Origin of the sequence: Halalkalicoccus sp. NIPERK01, from assembly GCF_030287405.1 — an archaeon.
Lineage (GTDB): Archaea > Halobacteriota > Halobacteria > Halobacteriales > Halalkalicoccaceae > Halalkalicoccus.
In genome coordinates, this window is record NZ_JASVVV010000003.1 from 357,927 (window position 1) to 376,192 (window position 18,266).

General features: G+C 68.2%; 22 protein-coding genes. 10 read left to right on the forward strand and 12 right to left on the reverse strand.

Annotated features, from left to right (window positions below; translation table 11 throughout):
* Nucleotides 1–25 precede the first annotated feature (25 nt).
* The 4 genes from aceA to QRT08_RS11445 all read right to left on the reverse strand — a co-directional run bounded on the left by aceA (nt 26) and on the right by QRT08_RS11445 (nt 3,727).
* Entirely contained in the window at nt 26–1,090 is a 1,065-nt protein-coding gene (gene aceA / locus QRT08_RS11430; protein ID WP_286046080.1) for an isocitrate lyase, read from the reverse strand.
* Nucleotides 1,087–1,227 (reverse strand): hypothetical protein, encoded by a 141-nt coding sequence (locus QRT08_RS11435; RefSeq protein WP_286046081.1) that lies wholly within the window; start codon nt 1,225–1,227, stop codon nt 1,087–1,089. Before QRT08_RS11435 ends, aceA begins: the two co-directional genes overlap by 4 nt.
* A 217-nt stretch (nt 1,228–1,444) precedes the next feature.
* Complete coding sequence (locus tag QRT08_RS11440; protein ID WP_286046082.1) at nt 1,445–2,686, reverse strand: ornithine cyclodeaminase, nickel-pincer nucleotide-dependent; 1,242 nt, start codon at nt 2,684–2,686, stop codon at nt 1,445–1,447.
* A 36-nt stretch (nt 2,687–2,722) separates the two neighbouring features.
* Nucleotides 2,723–3,727 carry a sodium:calcium antiporter gene (locus QRT08_RS11445; RefSeq protein ID WP_286046083.1) on the reverse strand — a complete coding sequence of 335 codons (1,005 nt, stop codon included), beginning with the start codon at nt 3,725–3,727 and terminating at the stop codon, nt 2,723–2,725.
* Nucleotides 3,728–3,812: 85 nt separating this feature from the next.
* On the opposite strand from QRT08_RS11445, the gene QRT08_RS11450 reads away from it, so the two are divergent.
* Genes QRT08_RS11450 through QRT08_RS11460 form a run of 3 tightly spaced genes read left to right on the forward strand, consistent with a single transcriptional unit; the run spans nt 3,813 to nt 5,947 of the window.
* Complete coding sequence (locus QRT08_RS11450) at nt 3,813–4,481, forward strand: SOS response-associated peptidase (protein ID WP_286046084.1); 669 nt, start codon at nt 3,813–3,815, stop codon at nt 4,479–4,481.
* Nucleotides 4,474–5,175 (forward strand): HAD family hydrolase, encoded by a 702-nt coding sequence (locus tag QRT08_RS11455; protein ID WP_286046085.1) that lies wholly within the window; start codon nt 4,474–4,476, stop codon nt 5,173–5,175. The genes QRT08_RS11450 and QRT08_RS11455 overlap by 8 nt, the downstream gene beginning before the upstream one ends.
* 52 nt (nt 5,176–5,227) lie before the next feature.
* Nucleotides 5,228–5,947, forward strand: coding sequence for a fumarylacetoacetate hydrolase family protein (locus QRT08_RS11460; protein ID WP_286046086.1), 720 nt, complete (start codon nt 5,228–5,230; stop codon nt 5,945–5,947).
* Here QRT08_RS11460 and QRT08_RS11465 read toward each other — a convergent pair.
* The 3 genes from QRT08_RS11465 to QRT08_RS11475 all read right to left on the reverse strand — a co-directional run bounded on the left by QRT08_RS11465 (nt 5,941) and on the right by QRT08_RS11475 (nt 8,123).
* Nucleotides 5,941–6,246 carry a hypothetical protein gene (locus QRT08_RS11465; RefSeq protein ID WP_286046087.1) on the reverse strand — a complete coding sequence of 102 codons (306 nt, stop codon included), beginning with the start codon at nt 6,244–6,246 and terminating at the stop codon, nt 5,941–5,943. The two genes, QRT08_RS11460 and QRT08_RS11465, sit on opposite strands and share 7 nt — an antisense overlap.
* Nucleotides 6,247–6,323: 77 nt before the next feature.
* Nucleotides 6,324–7,220 carry a DUF7351 domain-containing protein gene (locus QRT08_RS11470; RefSeq protein ID WP_286046088.1) on the reverse strand — a complete coding sequence of 299 codons (897 nt, stop codon included), beginning with the start codon at nt 7,218–7,220 and terminating at the stop codon, nt 6,324–6,326.
* Nucleotides 7,221–7,295: 75 nt separating this feature from the next.
* The gene (locus tag QRT08_RS11475) at nt 7,296–8,123 is read right to left on the reverse strand and encodes an alpha/beta fold hydrolase (protein ID WP_286046089.1); all 828 of its coding nucleotides are present in this window, start codon (nt 8,121–8,123) and stop codon (nt 7,296–7,298) included.
* A gap of 137 nt (nt 8,124–8,260) precedes the next feature.
* On the opposite strand from QRT08_RS11475, the gene QRT08_RS11480 reads away from it, so the two are divergent.
* The gene (locus QRT08_RS11480; RefSeq protein ID WP_286046090.1) at nt 8,261–9,514 is read left to right on the forward strand and encodes a S8 family peptidase; all 1,254 of its coding nucleotides are present in this window, start codon (nt 8,261–8,263) and stop codon (nt 9,512–9,514) included.
* Nucleotide 9,515: 1 nt separating this feature from the next.
* Here the strand turns inward: QRT08_RS11480 and QRT08_RS11485 are convergent, their stop codons facing one another.
* Nucleotides 9,516–10,034, reverse strand: coding sequence for a gamma carbonic anhydrase family protein (locus QRT08_RS11485; protein WP_286046091.1), 519 nt, complete (start codon nt 10,032–10,034; stop codon nt 9,516–9,518).
* Nucleotides 10,035–10,173: 139 nt separating this feature from the next.
* On the opposite strand from QRT08_RS11485, the gene QRT08_RS11490 reads away from it, so the two are divergent.
* Nucleotides 10,174–11,364, forward strand: coding sequence for a redox-regulated ATPase YchF (locus QRT08_RS11490; protein WP_286046092.1), 1,191 nt, complete (start codon nt 10,174–10,176; stop codon nt 11,362–11,364).
* A 43-nt stretch (nt 11,365–11,407) separates the two neighbouring features.
* Nucleotides 11,408–11,560, forward strand: coding sequence for a hypothetical protein (locus QRT08_RS11495; protein WP_286046093.1), 153 nt, complete (start codon nt 11,408–11,410; stop codon nt 11,558–11,560).
* A 1-nt stretch (nt 11,561) separates the two neighbouring features.
* On the opposite strand, the gene QRT08_RS11500 is transcribed toward QRT08_RS11495, so the two are convergent.
* On the reverse strand, nt 11,562–12,992 hold the full coding sequence (locus tag QRT08_RS11500) for an HVO_0234 family beta-propeller protein (protein ID WP_286046094.1): 1,431 nt from the start codon (nt 12,990–12,992) through the stop codon (nt 11,562–11,564).
* A 44-nt stretch (nt 12,993–13,036) separates the two neighbouring features.
* Entirely contained in the window at nt 13,037–13,693 is a 657-nt protein-coding gene (locus tag QRT08_RS11505) for a helix-hairpin-helix domain-containing protein (RefSeq protein WP_286046095.1), read from the reverse strand.
* 89 nt (nt 13,694–13,782) lie between these two features.
* On the opposite strand from QRT08_RS11505, the gene QRT08_RS11510 reads away from it, so the two are divergent.
* The 4 genes from QRT08_RS11510 to QRT08_RS11525 all read left to right on the forward strand — a co-directional run bounded on the left by QRT08_RS11510 (nt 13,783) and on the right by QRT08_RS11525 (nt 17,401).
* A complete protein-coding gene (locus tag QRT08_RS11510; protein ID WP_286046096.1) occupies nt 13,783–15,318 on the forward strand; it encodes a right-handed parallel beta-helix repeat-containing protein in 1,536 nt (511 codons plus the stop codon).
* Between the two features lie 43 nt (nt 15,319–15,361).
* Nucleotides 15,362–15,856: a CBS domain-containing protein gene (locus QRT08_RS11515; RefSeq protein ID WP_286046097.1), complete on the forward strand. Its 495-nt coding sequence runs from the start codon at nt 15,362–15,364 to the stop codon at nt 15,854–15,856.
* 54 nt (nt 15,857–15,910) lie between these two features.
* A complete protein-coding gene (locus QRT08_RS11520; RefSeq protein WP_286046098.1) occupies nt 15,911–16,564 on the forward strand; it encodes a hypothetical protein in 654 nt (217 codons plus the stop codon).
* A 120-nt stretch (nt 16,565–16,684) separates the two neighbouring features.
* Nucleotides 16,685–17,401, forward strand: coding sequence for a profilin-fold protein (locus QRT08_RS11525; RefSeq protein ID WP_286046099.1), 717 nt, complete (start codon nt 16,685–16,687; stop codon nt 17,399–17,401).
* Between the two features lie 127 nt (nt 17,402–17,528).
* On the opposite strand, the gene QRT08_RS11530 is transcribed toward QRT08_RS11525, so the two are convergent.
* Both QRT08_RS11530 and QRT08_RS11535 read right to left on the reverse strand, forming a co-directional pair.
* Nucleotides 17,529–17,717 carry a hypothetical protein gene (locus QRT08_RS11530; RefSeq protein WP_286046100.1) on the reverse strand — a complete coding sequence of 63 codons (189 nt, stop codon included), beginning with the start codon at nt 17,715–17,717 and terminating at the stop codon, nt 17,529–17,531.
* 215 nt (nt 17,718–17,932) lie between these two features.
* Nucleotides 17,933–18,115, reverse strand: coding sequence for a hypothetical protein (locus tag QRT08_RS11535; protein WP_286046101.1), 183 nt, complete (start codon nt 18,113–18,115; stop codon nt 17,933–17,935).
* Nucleotides 18,116–18,266: the final 151 nt, after the last annotated feature.

The window sequence follows — 18,266 nt, forward strand, 5'->3', positions numbered from 1 at the left end:
TTTGTACCCTCCTACCAGCGGCGGATCAGTCGTCGCCCTCCGCCTCCGTGCGTTCGGCGCGCTCTTCGGCCGTCTGAAGGGTGTCTCGCTCCTCGGCGAAGCCCTCCGAGCCCTCGATGCGTGCTCTGGCCTCGGCGTCGAACTCCATCTCGACGTCCTGGTACCGGCCCACCTGCGAGAGCTCGTGGTGGGATTCGGTCGGGTGGCCGATGTAGCGCTGCTCGAGGTCGAACTGGGCCCGCTCGTCCTCCTCGGCGAGCTGCTTGAAGTCCTCGTAGACGGCGTGAGCGCCCGAGTGAAGCCCGAACAGCGTGATGAAGATGTACTTGTACCCCAGCTCGCCGAGCTCCTCGAACGTGAGTGGATCGTCCTGCTCGGACCACGCGAACGACGAGGAGTAGTTGAACGCGAGGTCCAGGTCGGGGTGGGTCTCGTGGATCGTCTCGGCGTACTTCGTCGCGTCCTCCCGACTCGGGTCGGGCATCTCGGGCCAGACGAGGTCGACCCCGCAGTCGGCGTAGAGCCGCCCCCGTTCGAGGTGTTCCTCCCAGTCGCCGTTCGCGGAGCCGTAGGCGTCCGTGCGGGCGATGATCACGGTGTCCTCGCTCTGCTTGGCGTCGATGGCCGCCGAGAAGCGGGCCTCGGCCTGCTCGCGCGAGACGATCTGCTTGCCCGCGATGTGGCCACAGCGCTTGGGCGTGGTCTGGTCCTCGATGTGGACCGCGGCGACGCCCGCCTTCTCGTACTCGCGGACGGCGCGTCGGACGTTGTGGACGCCGCCGTACCCGGTGTCGCAGTCGGCGATCACGGGGATGGTGCAGGCGTCGACCATTCGCTCGGCGTTCTCGACCATCTCGGTCATCGAGACCATCTCCAGGTCGGGGAAGCCGAACTGTCCCAACACTGTGGAGTAGCCGCTCATGTAGACGGCGTCGTGGCCGGTCATCTCCGCGAGCCGGGCGTCCAGCGCGTGATAGGCCCCGGGCGCGAAGACGAACTGCTGGTCCGCGAGCTGCTCTCGGAACTTCCTCCCCGCCGGGTTGTCGATCTCCCTGATCGTCGTGTCGGTGTCGCCGATCCCCTCTATCATCGTGCTTCCTCCGTGGGAGTTTCGATGAGGTGGCTCCAGACCTCCTCCTCCATGGTCTCGCGACGGTCCCTCGAGGTGGTCGCGGGGGTCAGTTGCGGAACGATCGGTAGGCCGGTGTTGTCGGTGTCGGTGTACATTGGGTGTCGGTTGCGGGCGGTCTGTGGGCGGTGCGATCGGGCGAGGGTTCGCGTACGGGCATGATCGATCACTGCACGCTGTCCGACACCGCTATCGTACTTAACTATAACGATTAATCATTTTATATTGGCCAAGGGTATATCATGATCGTTAATGAATAATATTGGCAGTAGCTACCACGTCTCACGGTTCGGAGGTCGGTCGCCGCAAGGGTCCTCAGTCGGCGTCGAGCAGGGCGTCGGCCAACAGCGGGACGAACGTGCCGATGTCGGTGACCATGCCGACCGTCTGGGCGCTTCCCCGGTCCTGCAGTTGGGTGACGGTCGCGGGGTTGATGTCGACGCAGACCACTCGGGTGGTCGAGGGGAGGCAGTTGCCGACGGCCACGGAGTGAAGGAGGGTCGCGAGCATCAACACGAGGTCCGCCTCGTGGGCCTGCTCGCGGATGGCGTTCTGGGCCTGGATCGAGTCGGTGATAGTATCCGGGAGCGGGCCGTCGTCGCGGATCGATCCGGCGAGCACGAACGGGACGTCGTTGGTGACGCATTCGTACATGATCCCCGAGTCGATCTTCCCCTCCGTGACGGCCGCCTCGATCCCGCCCGAGCGGATGATCTCGCTGATCGTGTAGATGTGGTGTTTGTGGCCCTTTCGGGGGTGTTCTAAGGTCTCGACGTCCATCCCGAGCGAGGTGCCGTAGAGGTCGCGTTCGAGGTCGTGGACCGCGAATCCGTTGCCCGCGCTGATCGCGTCGACGTAGCCCTCGCGGACCAGTCGCGCGAGGTCGTTTCGCGCCCCCGAGTGGATCACGGCGGGGCCGGCGACGACCATCACGTTTCCGCCCCGGTCTTTGGTCTCCGCAATCGCGTTCGCGACGTTCTCGATCTGGGTGGTCGCGGGGCGCTCACTGCTGACGCCGCCCTGCATGAACCCGAACGCGCCCCCGGCGTTCCGCGGACGCTCGGGCGGGTTGACGCGGATGCCGGTGTTGCCAGTGACGACGAGGTCGCCGCCCTCGATGGCGTTGAGCACCTTCGTGTACGCGCGCGGGCCGTCGTGGTCGCTCCCCTCCGGTTCGACCACCACCGCACAGTCCATCTCGATGCGCTCGACCTCGACCCACTTGCCCTCGTACCTGATTTCGGTCGGGTGGTTCGTCGTCGAGTAGAACCCCGCGGGGACGACCCGGTCCGCGGGCGCGGGCTCGATCCCGGCGTCGATCGGGTCCTCGAGGGTCGCGCCGTTCTGGTTGAGTTGGTGGAGGATCTCGTGGAGGGTCCCTTCCTCCTCGGCGGAGACGCGCATCCGGGCGTAGGTCTCCTCGTGTTTCCGGGTGCCGACGTCGAACTCCTCCATGTCGAACCAGCCGCCCATGTCCATGACGATGCCGAAACACCGCCCCATCACGCCCGAGTCGATGATGTGTCCTTCCAGTTCGACGGTCCGTGAGACGCTCATACCGGAGACACAGGCGCTCGGGTGAAAGCCCCTGCGCTATACGAGCACGCCGACCAGCCCGACGGTCTCGAGGAGGAGCCAGACCAGAAACGCGAGATAGAGCCCCAGGAGCACCCCCGGTTCCCAGGCGGCGAGCGCGAACTCCGTTCTGAGGAGCGCGAACAGCGCGATGGTCGCGAGCGTGAGGAAGGCGACGAGCGGGACGGCCACCCCGAAGTCGATCGTCACCGCGCCGGCGACGATCACCCCGGCGGGAACCGCGACCAGGAGGTCGAAGACGTTGCTCCCGAAGACGTTGGCGATGCTCGTCACGTCGCGGTCGCGTTTGGCGGCCGCGACGCTCACGAACGCGTCGGGGAGGCTCGTCGCGGCGGCGACGACCGTGAGCCCCCAGACGAAACTCGGCGTCCCGAAGACGCCGCCGAACCCGATCGCCGCCCGCACCAGCGCCTCGACGCCGACCGTGATGAGCGCGAGGCTCGCCAGCAGGTACGCCCACTGTTTCGTCGCATCGATCCCCGAGACGTCGGGCGCGTCGTGTTCGATCGTGTCCTGGTACTGGATGAAGACGTAGAGGAGGTACGTCCCGATCGGGATCAGCGCGAGCGTCGGCGTGATGGTCCCCGAGACGCCGTTCTCGACCGGGTAGTAGATCACCGCAAAGGAGCACATCAGCAGGAAGACGGCGACGGAGATGATGTAGAACTGCGCCTCCTTGTAGACGACGTCCCGACCCACGTCCAGGGCCCCCGGGCTGAAGGCCGCCGCCAGCCCCGGGATCACGAGGACGTTGAAGATCGCCGACCCGACGATCGCGCCGACGCCGAGTTCGAACTCGCCGTGGATCAGCGGGGCGATCACGGCGGTCATGAGTTCGGGAAAACTGGAGCCGACCGCGACGACGATCGACCCCTGAACGATCGCGGGCAGGCCGTAGTACGCCGATAGCCGGTCGGCGGACGTCTCGAGCCAGCCGCTGGCCCGCCAGACGACGGCGGTTCCGAACAGCGCGAGGGCGACGAACCACGCGAGCGTCCACATCGTCTCCCCGGTCTCGGCCCGCGAGTAAACCGGTGTCGTTGTGCGACGCCGGGGGCTTATGGTGTCTCGACGCCTCCATTCACCCATGTGTGGACGCTACGCGCTCTTCGCCCCGCCCGACGAACTCGCCGAACGGTTCTCGGTTCCCGCCCCCGAAACCTCCCCGACCTACAACGCCGCGCCGAGCCAAAACCTTCCAATTATCCCCGACGACGCCGAGGAGATCCGACTCGCGCGCTGGGGACTCACACCCGAATGGGCCGACGAACAGCGCGACCTGATCAACGCCCGCGCCGAGACGATGGCCGAGAAGCCGAGTTTCAAGGATGCGAAGAGATGTCTCGTCCCCGCGAACGGCTTCTACGAGTGGGTCGAGGCCGACGGCGGCAAGCGGCCCTACTACGTCACCCGCCGGGACGGCGAGCCCTTCGCGATGGCCGGCCTCCGGACGCGCTGGGAGCCCCCGACGAAACAGACCGGCCTCGATTCGTTCTCGGGAGGCGATCCCGATTCCGAGGACCCCGCGGCGACCGAGACGTTCGCGGTCGTCACCACCGAACCCAACGAGGTGGTCGAGAGACTGCACCACCGGATGGCCGTGATCCTCTCACGGGAGCGCGAACGCGAGTGGCTCTCCGGAGAGCCCTTCTCGCTCGTGCCCGCCGAGGAGTTGCGTGCGTACCCCGTCTCGACGGCGGTCAACAGCCCCGGAAACGACTCGCCGGAACTCGTCCGGGAGGTCGCGGATGTCTGAGGCCGCCTACGACGCGGTCGTCTTCGACAACGACGGCGTGCTCGTCGAGCGCACCCGACGGGAGGTCCTGCGGGGAGCGATCCGCGAGACCTACGACGAGTTCGGCGTCTCGCCGACCGACGAGGAGGTCGAGGCGCTGCTCGGGGTCACGCGTGAGTCGATCGCCGAACTCGCGGCGGCGTACGATCTCGACGCCGCGGACTTCTGGTATCGCCGCGACGCGAACGCCTCGCGGGCGCAGTGTGAATCGATCGAGAACGGCGGCAAACCCCTCTACGAGGACATCGCCGCGCTCGACGACCTCGCGCCCGATCTGGGCGTCGTCAGCAACAACCAGCACCGGACCATCGAGTTCATCCTCGACCACTACGACCTCCACCCGTACTTCGAGACCCATTACGGGCGCGAGCCGACCCTCGAAGGGATCGACCGCAAGAAGCCCAACGACTACTACCTCGAACGCGCGCTGACGGATCTCGACACCCGAAACGCGCTCTACGTCGGCGACAGCGGGGTCGACGTACTGGCCGCCCGGGAGGCGGGCGTCGACTGTGCCTTTATCCGCCGCTCGCACCGCGCGGAGTACGAACTGCCCGCGGCGCCGACCTACGAGATCCGCAGTTTGAAGGACCTGCCCGTGATCTGTCGGGGCGACTACGAGGCGTTCCAGCCGGACGCGGGGTCGGCGACGTAGTCCTCCCGATCACAAGCGAATAGCATACGGTCCCCCCGTTCCGAGCAGGGGTATGCGACTCGCTCGCGCCCTGACCGACGACGGCCCCAAGGAGGGGGAGTTCGAGGACGGCACGCTCAGCACCGACGACGGCGAGTACGCGGTCGACCGCGAGGACCTGCTCGCGCCCTGCCGGCCCTCGGCGCTCTACTGCGTCGGGCGGAACTACGCCGAAACCCTCGATCAGATGGACTACGACCGGCCCGAGGAACCCGATTTCTTCATCAAGCCGCCCGTCTCGGTGATCCCGACGGGGACGCCGATCCCGTATCCGACCTTCTCCGAGGAGGTGACCTACGCGGGCGAACTCGCCGCCGTCGTCGGCGAGGAGTGCAAGGACGTCCTGCCCGAGGAGGCGCCGGAGGTGATCCGTGGCTACACGATCATGAACGACGTGGACGCGCTGGACCAACAGGGTAGAACGGCCAGAAAGGCCTTCGACGGCTCGGGCCCGCTGGGGCCGTGGATCGAGACGGACCTCGACCCGCGGGGGATCGACATGCACACCGAGATCGACGGCGAAGTTCGACAAGAAGCGAACACCGAACTGATGCTGTTCGACCCCTACGAGGTCGTCTCGTACCTCTCGGAGCGGTTCACCTTCTCGCCGGGCGACGTGATCGCCTTCGGCAGTCCCGCGAACCCGGGCACCATCGAACCCGGAAACGAGATCGAGATCACCTACGAGGGCGTGGGCACCCTCCGAAACGGGGTCGCGAACCCGGATCAGTAACCGATCCGGCGCAACACCTGCGCCAGCGCCTCCCTCACGAGCGTCGGGACGGCGAGCACGAGGGCGAGCGCGCCGAGCCAGACGAACACGAGCAGGGGATTCCCCCCGTCGAACAGCGCCACCACCGGACCGATCGCGACCAGTACGGCGAGGATCCCCGCGATCGAACAGCCGACGAACGCGATGACGGTGATAAACGCGACGAGGGTTGCGGGCGGTCGTACTGGAGGGCTGATACGACGCGTCCCCGTCGAACGGGCGACCGGGATCGATCCGCCGAGTTTCGGTATCGTTCTCATCGACTGTCCCTACACCCGGCGTGGGAAAAAGTGTTATCTGAAAAACATTTCTGTAAACGGACCTACTGAAATCCGTTTCAGTGCTCGGAGTGGCTACGTGAAGCGACGCGTTCGACCTCGGAGACGACGAGGTTCCCGTCGAGGCTCACGCGAAGCTCCTCGTCGTCGAGCGGGATTCGGACCCGGAGCCGCCAGGGGTCCTCCGAGAGCGTCCTCACGTACTCGTCGCTGACGCACCACGGGAGCCGCCAGTAGGGGATCGAGCCGAGGTCGGTCCCGTGATCGCGGTAGAAGCTCACCACCTCGGAGCGTTCGAGCAGCCGCAGGCCCGCCGTCGAACAGAGTCGGTGGCGACACCGCACGCAGCGGTGTTCGACCTGGAGGTCGAGGCGCAGACAGCACTCGTCCTCGCGGCGGAGGGTCGTCTCCATGCGTCCGTTGCAGGCCGGACAGACACCGTCGGCGGCCAGACAGTGGAGGTGGCGCACCCGCTGGTCGAACGCGGCCAGGACCTCCTCGTCGGTTCGCCCGTCCAACCCGCCCGGGGGGAACGCGTACTCGCCGTGGCGCTGCCCGCAGTCGGAACACGAGATGACGATGTGCTCGTCGCGGTAGCGGGCGTCGAGTGCCCCGTCACAGGCCACACACTCGCCCTCGACGTCGAACCGTCTGTCGGGGTTCTGGTTGAACGACCCCGAGAGGACGGCCTGAATGACGCTCTCGCCGGCGTGGCGGAGGTCGTAGCCGTCGTCGGTTCGGACGACGAACTGCCCCAGCAACTGCTTGAGGTGGTAGTTGAACTGTGCGCTGTCGCGCATCTCGACCCGGCCGTGGAGGTCCGAGAAGGAGATCGGCCGCTCGGGTGCGTCCCAGAGGGCTTCGAGGATCGAGAGGCGCGTCTCGTTTCCGATGACCGAGAACGCTTCGGCGGGCGGGACACACTCCTCGCACGCCTGGAACCCTGACTCGCTCATGTCGAACTATGGGAACCTGTCGCATATAATCGTATCTCCCGGCGTACCGTCCGGGACGAGCGGTCCCAGGGGACCCTATGGGTTCGTTTCGACCTCGTCGAGCAGGCCCGACAGGACCTCGTTGAACTCCCGGGGGTTGTCCTGGTTGACGAGGTGTGCGGCGTCCGAAACCTCGTGGACGTCGGCGTCGAGCGCGCGGGCGAGGTCCCCGCTCTGGCGCTTGACCGGCGGGGCCTCGTGTTCGCCGTAGACGACGCGAGCAGGTACGGAGAGCCCGTCGAGTTCGGGCGGGCGGAACCGATAGAGCGCGGAGAAGGTCTTCTTGAACTCGGCGCTCGAGACGTTCTCGACCGTCTCGAGCGCGGCGTCCCTGACCGCGGGATCGCGTGCGAGCCACGGCCCGCCCGTCACGGGGCGGATCGTCGAGAGAAGGGAACGAAATGTCGCCCCGCTGCCGGCCATCGCGAGCGAGGTCCCTACCATCGGGAGCGGCGTGAACAGCCGTTTCATCGCCCGGGGCATCGACACGGGGGGGAACGTCTGGACCGCTCCCGCGAGGGCGATCCCCCTGACCCGCTCGGGGTGTCGAGCGGCGTAGGCCTGTGCGACCATCGACCCGAGCGAGAGCCCACAGATCACGCCCTCGTCGATCCCGAGGTCGTCTAAAAGCGCGTCGAGGTCCTCGGCCAGCAGGTCGATCGAGTACCGCCCCGCGTCGCTCGCCCCGGTCCGACCGTGGCCGCGGAAGTCGGGCGCGACGATCCGGTACTCGTCCCCGAAGCGTTCGCGCTGGGCGGCCCAACTCTCCGCGGAGAGCCAGCCGCCGTGGAGGAACACGATCGGGAGACCGGTGCCGTCGTCGTCGTATGTGAGCGCGATCGGGGAGGCGGGTGAGGAAGACACAGCCCCGCTTCGGGCCCGAGCGCCCTGAATCGTTCGCTTGCCAGTGCGACTCTCGTTGCGTCAGAAACTGGCATACGTCTTATGTTTCTAAACACTAGAAAAAGACTAAATGAAATATAAATAACTGTGTATCTATAATGCAGAACCACGATGCGACACGCAGGCGGTTGCTCCGAGGGGTCGCGACGGCGGGACTGACGCTCGGTGCGGTGGGAACGACGAGCGCCCGGTCGACCGTCACGTACGTCGTGGTCGGCGGGTCGAGCGGGGGGCTGGAACGCGGCGGGTTCTCGGTCGAACGCGAACTCGCGGGCGGATCGGTCAGGGTCGTTTCGGGGCCGGCGGACGCGGAGGGCGACCTCGCCGCCGTCGACGGGATCGCCGGCGTCACGCGGGACTTCGAGGTCGAACTCGCCGATCCGGTGCGGGAGTCGAGCCACACCGGGGCCGCCGCTTCGGATCTCCAGTGGGACAAGGAGGTCACGAACGCCTTCGAGGCCCACGACGTCACCACGGGTTCGGGAACGCGCATCGCGATCGTCGATACGGGGGTCGACGACACCCACCCGGACCTCGGGAACGTCGACACCGGGTCGAGCCGGTCGTTCATCGACGGCGAGGTGGGGCCGCACGTCGGCGACGCGGGCCAGCACGGCACGCACGTCGCGGGGATCGCCGCCGCGACCGGCGAGGCGGGCGTTACCGGGATCGCTCCCGACGCCGAACTCGTCTCGTTGCGGGTGTTCGGTGCCGAGGGGAGCGCGACGTTCGCGGACGTCCTCGCGGCAGCGGACTACGCCGCCGAGATCGGGGCCGACGCCGCCAACATGAGCATCGGTACCGAACCGATCCCGCCGCAGGCGAACGCCGACGGCACGCGCGTCGCGGTCCAGCGGGTCATGCAGAGCGTCGCCCGCAGGGGCACCGTGACGACGGTCAGCGCGGGCAACTCCGAGACCGATATGCAACGCGGCGGCCTGTTTACCCTCCCGACCAGCGTGGAGGGCGTGATGGCCGTCAGCGCGACCGGCCCGAACGACGAACTGGCGTTCTACTCGAACTACGGCACCGGCGAGATCACGGTCGGCGCGCCCGGCGGCGGCTACGAGACGCTCGAAAAGACCATCGATCCCGGCGCCGACGTCGAGCGGCCCTATCCGACGAACCTCGTCTACTCGACGATACCGGGCGAATCATACGCCTGGTTCGCCGGCACCTCGATGGCCGCCCCTCAGGTGGCCGGACTGGTCGGCCTCGTCAGGGACCTCGATCCCGACCTGAACGCGAACCGGGTCGAGAGCGCCATCGCTCGGGGCGCCGAGGGGACCGACGGCCGTGGCGACCCCGAACTCGGCGCGGGACGGATCGACGCCCTGGACACCGTTTCGTAGCTCACTCGAACAGCTCCTCGTGGCGGTCCGCGAGGTCCGTGTACGCGCCCGAGGAGTGCTCCTCGAAGATCTCGTCGGGATCGACCGCGACCTCCTCGAGTGAACTCACGCGGGCGGGCACGCCGCGGACGAACGACTCGGGCGGGATCTCGTAGTCCTCGGGAACGACCGTCCCGCTCGCGACGATGCTTCGCTCCCCGACCGTCACGCGGGAGTTGATCGTGGCGTTGAAACCCACGAGCGCGCCGTCCTCGACGGTCGCGTCGTTCAACACCGCGCCGTGGCCGATCATCACCCGGTCGCCGAGCGTCGAGGCGTGGATCGTCGCGTTGTCCCCGACGTGCGACTCCTCGCCGACGACGACGGGCGCGACGTCCCCCCGGAGGACGACGCCGGGCCAGACGCTCGCGCTCGCCGCGACCCGGACGTCCCCCACGAGCGTCGATTCGCGGCTGACGCGGGCCGTCTCGTCGATCTCCGGTTCGGTGCCCTCGAACGCGTAGCTTCGTTCCCTCGACATACGTGTGGTATCAACGAACACATACAAAACGGTTCCCGTCGAATCGGTCTTCGAACCCTCGACCGCCGTGGTATGCCAGCACGGGGCGCCGAGCGTCGGGTCCGCAACCCTTTCCGTCGCCGGGCGACCACCTCGGATAATGAGCTATCGGATCGGTCTCGTCGGCAAGCCTTCGGTGGGTAAGTCGACCTTCTTCAACGCAGCAACCATGAACGACGTCCCCGAGGGGGCGTATCCCTTCACGACGATCGACCCGAGCGTCGGCGAGGCGTACGTCCGCGTCGAGTGTGCCGCCCCCGAGTTCGACCACGCGTGTACCCCCGAGACGGGCTTCTGTCGCGCGGGAACGCGGTTCGTCCCGACGAAACTCGTCGACGTGGCGGGCCTCATTCCCGGCGCCCACGAGGGAAACGGGTTGGGAAACCAGTTCCTGACCGACCTCAACGAGACCGACGTGCTGGTCCACGTCGTGGACTTCTCGGGGACCACCGACGCCGAGGGCGAACCCACCGAGGGCCACGATCCACGGGAGGACATCGACTTCCTCGAGACCGAACTCGACATGTGGTATCTCGAAATCCTGGAGAAGGGCATCGAGAAGTTCTCGAACCGGTACGCGGGTGAGGAGGCCGACATCGAGGTGGAACTCGCCGAACAGATGAGCGCCTTCCGGATCACCAAGGACGAGATCAAGCGCCTGATCCTCCGACTCGACCTCGGCTTCGACCCCCTCGAATGGGCTCCCGAGGATCGCGAGGCGCTCGCCCGCGAGATCCGCACGGAGACGAAGCCGATGGTGATCGCGGCGAACAAGATGGATACCCCGAAAGCCCAGGAGAACTACGAGGCGATCACGAGCGATCCCGAGTACGACCACCTGACGATCGTGCCCGCGAGCGCTCACGCCGAGAAGGCGCTCAAGCGCGCCGACGAACAGGGCGCGATCGAGTACCGCGCGGGCGATAGCGACTTCGAGATCGTGGGCGACCTCTCTTCCGAACAGGAGGCGGGGCTCGCCCGGATACAGGAGTTCGTCCGCGAGTTCGAGGGCACGGGCGTCCAGCGCGCGCTCGAAGCCGCCCTCTTTTCGGAACTGGACGCGATCGCCGTGTTTCCCGGCTCCGCGAACGGCGAGCCCGAGGACGGGAAGTTCATGCGCGACTGTTTCGTCCTGCCCGAGGGCTCGACCACCGAGGACTTCGCGTACTTCCTGCACTCCGATATCGGCGAGGGTCTGCTCCACGGGATCGACTGCCGGAGCGACCGACAGGTCGGCGCGAGCCACGAACTCGAACACCGCGACGTGATCGAGATCGTCTCGACGAACTGATCCGCGGCAAACGACTATGTGGTTCGCTACCGTAGGTCAGCGCATGGCGAGCGCACGAACCGATTCGCGCTGTCTGAACTGCGGGTTCACCGCCGCATCGGGGAGCGACGAGTGGGCCAGAGTGGAGGTTCCGAAGCTCGGAACGCTCACGCAGTGTCCCGACTGTGACAGCACGAACGTCATCAGCGGGCACTAGCTCACCGAACTCGTTCCACGAGCGTCCCGCCCTCGCCGACCGCCAGAGGGGACTCGCCAACGGCGACCGCGAACAGGTCCGCCTCCGTCGGCGAGTCGGCGGGTTCCCAGTCGCCCGCCCGGTTCTCGTGGATCGTGCCGCTCGCCCCGACCGCGAGCCACTCCTCGCCGTCGGTATCGAGCCCCGAGAGCGCCACCTCGGCGACGCGAATCGGCGTCCAGACGCTCCCGTCGAAGCGCTGGACCGTGCCGTCGTCGCTCGCGACGGCGACGGTCTCCTCCGTCGCCGCGAGCGCGCCGAACCCGCTCGCGTCCTCGATCCCGATCCGTTCGAACTCGCTCTCCCGGATTCGGTAGACCCCGGCGTTGGTGTCACAGCAGTAGCCAAGCGACTCGTCGACGAAGGTGATCGCGCTCATCGAGGAGCCGCTGCCCGGCTTGACCGGTTCGTCCCACGCGACGGTTTCGCCGTCGTAGCTCCCGAGGAGGACCTGCCCCGAGCCGTTGATCAGCGCGACCCGCTCCTCGCCGGCCGCACCCGCGACCGCCAATCCGGTCCAGTTGTCGGTGATGTCCCGCGGGGCCGAGTGGTCGGTGTGACGAGCGGTGGTGGAGTCGTAGCGCCCGAGGGCGCCGCCGTCGCCCGCGACCCAGACCGCCTCGCCGTCGTCCGTGGCGTCGACCCCCCGGAGCGTCGTCGACGCCGCCGCCGGGCCGCCTTCGAGGGCGGCCTCCCAGTCCCCCGATGGGGGGCGCGCGAGCAGGACGCCGTTCGCCCCGACCGCGTACGCGCTCTCGCCCGCCCCGACGGCGTCGAACAGCGCCTCCCCGGTCGGCGAGTCGGCTTCGACCCACTCGGCCGGCCCGGTTTCGGCCTCCCGATCGGCGTCGGCGTCCGTGACCGCTCCGTCGGGGCCGGGTTCGTCGCCCTCCGCGTGTCCCTCGTTCGTGTCGGTGCCATCGAAACCGGCCGCGGGTTCGACGGTATCCCGTTCGGTCGCCGACGGACCCGCCGCCGATCCGGCGCTCGCCTCGTCGGTCGCTGTCCCCGCAGCGGTCGTGCTCCCCGACGGTTCCCCGTCCCCCCCTCGGGGTTCGGTCCCGGTAACCGACCGCTCCGGCGTGCTCGTCCGGTTCGTCCCGGCGTCCGAATCGTCCATCCCACCCGTTTCGGTCGTCGCCGACCGTTCCGACGTGCTCGTCCGACCCGTCTCGTTCCCGACGACCGGTTCGGGCGCCTCCCCGTCGCGGGTCAGATAGAGGTAGATCGGCGGGAGGACGTAGACCCCGATCGCCAGCAGGACGAACCCCCGGTGGACGAACGTCAGCAGCCCGAACGCGGTCAGGGCGGTCGCGGTCACGGTGTGGATGCTGGTGTGGGCGTATTCCCGGTAGAACGCCAGAAACCCCCCGCCGTCGCTGGCCGTGCTCATCGTCGGGCGTAGTCGCGGAACGCGGATCAGGCTTTCCGTTGCACCTACACCCCGTCCCGGAGCGCCCGCACGATCCGCCGGGCGCGCGCCTCGCCGATCCCCTCGAGCGCCAGCAGTTCCTCGACCGAAGCTTCCGCCAGCGCCGAAACGGACGGGTAGGCCTCGTACAGCGTCCCGGCGAGTTCCGGGCCGATCCCCTCGATGCAGCCGTACATGCGCTTGGCCGTCGGTTCGTCGCGGGCGGTGATCGCGCCCGCAGGGAGGCGTCGCGCCGAGGGTTCCTCGACGTGTTTCCACCCCAGACGGACCGCCAGATCCACGAGGCGCTCGCGGTCGCCACAGGGCATCACGGGGACCCCCGTCCGCGCGATGATCGACGCCATCGAGCCGTGGAGTTCGGCCCCCGAGACCCCCGTCCGGAGCGTCTCGAGGTCAGCGAGGTTCGCCTCGAGGAGGACGTAGGGGTGGTCGTATCGCGTCCGCAACCGCCCGACCTGGTCGCGCAGGTCCGGGCCCGCACGCCCCATCGTCGATCCGATGTAGTCCCGGAGCGTCTTGCGCTCGATCCCGACCTCGCCGATCGCGACGTCGCCCGCCGGGAGTCGGGTCACCTCGACGACCTCGACGTCGGGGTGGTCCCGGACCGCGCGGACGAGCGACGCGGGTTCGCGGTCGTCGACGGTCGCCCTCACGCGTTTCACTGCTCGCAGGTACGGCCGCTCCGTGGGTTAGCCCTTGCGTTTCCTCCCGATGTCGGGGGCTACATACCCCGGCCGGACGAACGGGAGGTATGACCGATCACGACCGGGACGAGGACGGCGAACCGACCGACCGCGAGGACCTGACGGGCGACCCGTGGTACGACGTCACGGCGTTCGAGGGCGGGGACGGCGACGCACGGGCGATCCAGCGGGCCGTCGACGCCGCGGGCGAGGACGGCGGCACCGTGTTCCTGCCCACCGGCGAGTACGTGGTGAGGACGGCGGTCACGATGCGCCCGGGCGTCCGGGTCGTCGGCGCGGGGATGGGCGCCACGACCGTCGTCGCCGAGGGCGAGGGCTTCGCCGCCTTCGAGGGCTTCGGGAGGGTCGACGATCCGATCGAGGACCTCGGGTTCGCGGACCTGGCGATCGACTGCTCGGGGCTCGGCGGCGAGGGCTACGACACGGGCGAGAAGTGCATCTACCTCCAGTACGTCCGGCGCTGCTCGATCGAGCGGGTCTACGCCTACGGCGCGCCCGCGACCGGTATCGGCACCGACTTCATGGTCGAGAGCCTCGTCCACGGCTGCATCGCCGAGCGAAACGGCCGGTTCTGGGAGCCCGGACGGATCGGCGCCAACGGCATCGGGATCGGCGCGGGGCGCTACGACGCCGAGTCCGTCGTCGTCTCGGACTGTCACGCCCTCGACAACGGCAACAACGGCGTGATGTTCGAGGCCCAGGGGCCCGAAGGCGAGGACGCCCACTCGGGGCTCATGAAGGCCGTCGGCTGCAGCGCGGTCGGCAACCGGATCGGCTTTCGCGACTCCGCGGACCGCCGGGTGACGTTCCTGGGCTGTTCGGCCGCGGAGAACGACGAGAGCGGTGTCGTCGTGAGCGGCAAGTCCGACACCTCCTTCGGGGCCCGCGACCACCGGATCGCCGACTGCCACCTCGTCGACAACTCGGGGGCCGGGATCGAGGTGCTGGACGCCGCCGAGGACGCCGCCCTCGCGGTCGACGACTGTACGATCGCGGACAACGGCGGCTGCGGCGTCCGCGTCGACGCCGGCGGCCCCGTGGGTGGCGTCTCGATCACCGATTCAGCGATCCACGGCAACGACGGCGCGGGGGTCCTCCACCGGGGCGGCGGCCGCGACGTCGCGGTCACGGGCTGTGCCGTCCACGACAACGCGAACGGCATCCACCTCGACGCCGCGGGCGGGGCCTACCGGGGGATCACGCTGATCGGCAACCGCTGTCGTGGCTCCGGGGAGGGACGGCGCCGTGGGATCGCGCTCGAAGGCCCCCACACCGAGGGCGTCGTCCTCGGGAACACCCTCGCGGACGTCGCGTCCATCAGCTACGACGAGCGCCCCGAGGTGCTCCGGGACAACGTCGGCTACCCCACCGAGGGCGGCGGTAGAACGACCGTCGCGGACGGCGACGTGCTGAACCACGGGCTGGCGGAGGAACCCTCGACCGTCGTGCTCCAGTCGACCTCGGCCTCGCGTGCGTTCCCCCGGGAGGTCGACGGCGAGGGGGTCGTCGTCGGACTGGTCGGTCCGGCCGGCGAACCGGTCGAGAACCCCGAGGCGGTCTTCTGGGAGGCGGCGGTTCGCTGACCTGGACCACAAGACATAGCCCTCCACCGGCCCCACCCACGATATGGACCTCCGTGCCCGCGACGTCATGACGACCGACGTGGAGACCGCCCACCCGGACGACGAGGTCGGCGACGTGCTCGAACGCCTCGCGAAGGCCGACTTCAACGGCTTTCCGATCGTCGACGGGGACGAGGTCGTCGGGATCGTCACGCAGGGCGACCTCGTCAGGCTGTTCCGCAAGAAGGATCGGCTGGTGTGGATCCCCATCGGCGTCCCGCCGTTCAGCGAGACGCTTCCCTATGCGGTGGACTTCTCGCTCGACGAACTCGATCTGGGGATCGACTTCGTGAAGAACGCCCGCAAGGACGTCAGCGAGGTCATGACCCGCGACGTGGTGACCGTCGAGGCCGACACCGGGATCGAGGAGGTGCTCGCGATTCTCGCGAACGAGGAGCGCGACATCAACCGCGTGCCGGTTCTCGAAAAGGGACGGCTGGTGGGGATCATCACCCGCGAGGACCTGCTGCGGGCGCTGCAAACGGAGATCGGCCGCTGAGAGCGTAAGTTTCTCTACGCTGGATGACCAATCGGGGAGTGATCGGAGGGGACGATGTTCGAACTAGGTGGGGTGACAGTGACGGGGGGGATGGTAGCGCTCGCGCTCGTGCTCGTAGCGGGAGCCGTCTGGCTGACGCGGCGGGTGCCGTACGTCGTCGTCGCGCTCGTCGCGCTGATCGGGGCGGTCCACGCCGTCGCCTACGGGACGGCGTATCTCGACCCGGCACGGCTCGCGAGCGTTCGAGGAACGGCCTTCGAACTGGCCCGCGACGGGTTCCTCGCGGCCGCGGGCGCGCTCGACACCGCCTTCGCCGCGATCGGGTGGGCGCTCTCGCGGGGGTTCGATTTCCTCTCGACCACGACGATGCCGGGGGCGACCGTCTCGGTTCTGGAGTTCGCCACGTTCCTCCTCGCGGTCGTCGTCGCGAGCGCGGTCGTCTGTGGCCTGTTGCTCTGGATCGTTCAGTGGGCCGACGGCACGCCGCTGGGCGTGTGGCTCGCCGGCCTCGGGGTGGTCTTCGGCATGACCGGGATCCTCTGGACGTGGCTTCCCTTCGGGATCGCCGAGGCGACCGCGCTTCACGCCCTGTCGATCATCGCCGCCGTTCTCGTGGGCGTGATCGGAGGGGGCTACGCGATCACCGTTGTGACGGCCGACGAGCCGCCGACGCTCGGGGTGCGCGAGCGCGTGCGGGCGGAGCGGTAATCCACGACCGGCGCGTCGTTCCGTCCGCTGGGTCCCGCTAAACGAATGCTCTCCCCCGCTCGTCGCCCGGCGGGCGCGTGCGACCGGCAGTATATCCCGCGTCGACCCCTACCCTCGCGCATGTCCGAGTGGCCCGATGTGGACGGGATCGAGGGGGTCGCCGCCCGGCGCGACGAACTCGTCGAGGGGGTGCGCGAGCACGCCGGCCGGATCGCCTACCGGCTCGCCCGGCTTCAGGGGGGTGAGTACGGCCAACGGACCTTCCCGACCGCCCGCGGCGAGTGGACCGTGAAGTACGAGGCCGGCGACCTGCAGTACCTCCGGTACGATCCGGATTCTGGTCCGGAGACCTACGTCGTCTCGACGAAACGGCCGCCGGACCCCGAGGCGCTGGCCGAGGCCCTCTCGGACTACGGGGCGTTCGTCGCCGCGTTCAACGACCACGTCCGATCGCTTGACGGCGTCCTTGACGACGTGGAAGTCGAGTTCCCCGAAATCGAACCCACCGACGGCGTCGTCGCCCAGCGCGACCGGGTTCTCGGACGCGTTCGAGAGGCGTGCGACTGGATCGCGGGCGAACTCCACCGCTACGAGGGCGGCGAGTACGGCACGTTCGCCGCGCGGGTGTCGGGCACCCGCTGGGAACTGAAACGCGAGCGCGACCGGGCGTCCTACCTGCGGGTCGGCGGCTCCGGGGGGATCTACCTGCTCTCGCAGTACGGACCGCCCTCGGCGGCGGACATCCGCGAGCACGTCCCCGACTTCCGCGGGTTCGTCGAGGCGTACAACGACCACGTCGAGGAGGTAGAGAGCGACCTGCGGCGGGTCTCGTTGTGAGCGAGCCGCGTCCGAACCGATCGGACTGATCCGTTATCCGTACCCGGACCTCTCGATCTGTCGCCAGCGCGCCTCACGATCCGCGTATCACGCGGCGGACGGATACCGGAACGGGATGCGGCATCGCTCACTCGGGTCGGGCTCCGTGGGCGGGCGAGACCGACTGGTTCTCGGCGTCGATCAGACAGACCAGTCGGCGACGACAGCCGGTGTCGAAGGTGGCCGGCGCTCCAGCCGCCGTCTCTCGGGTGTCGCTCGCGGTGGTGATCGGTGGCGATTCGGTCGTGACCGTCGGCTGTGGGTGCGTGCTGCTCATGGCGTGTCGGCGTCCGTGGTCGTGGGGCGATGCGCGCGGCGAGAATCAGTCGTGGACACGTACTACCGACATCTGTGCCTCACCCGATGGCCGTATCTATAATGAATGTTCGGGTAGGTTCGGATGTTGCCGGTCGGGGGTGGCCTCGGAACTCACGACTCGTTCTCGATTCGTAGTGAACGTGTTTAGCACGTCTATAGGGACCGCTCGTCCCGTTACTGCTCATCCAGCATTCGGATGCCTCGCTCCACGACCGCCTCGGTCACGAAGAGACTCGTCTCACGCTGGAGTGCTCGCATATGCGATGCCGCTTCGTCTCTGTCGAGCGATCCGTGGCCGTAACCGAGCGCGATGACGCCGATGGAACCGTGTACTTCGACGCCCGCGTCGGAAGTCACCTCTCGGGTGGCGAGGTGGTCCGTCAGAAGAGCTACTTGCGCCCTTTTGCGACCGCTAACGCGGCGCGTTCTCCTGTGTCCCGTCCGTTGGATGCGACATTCTCCTCGTCCGCTTCGACGAGTTCGTACGGAAGCTTCATGTCATTTGACA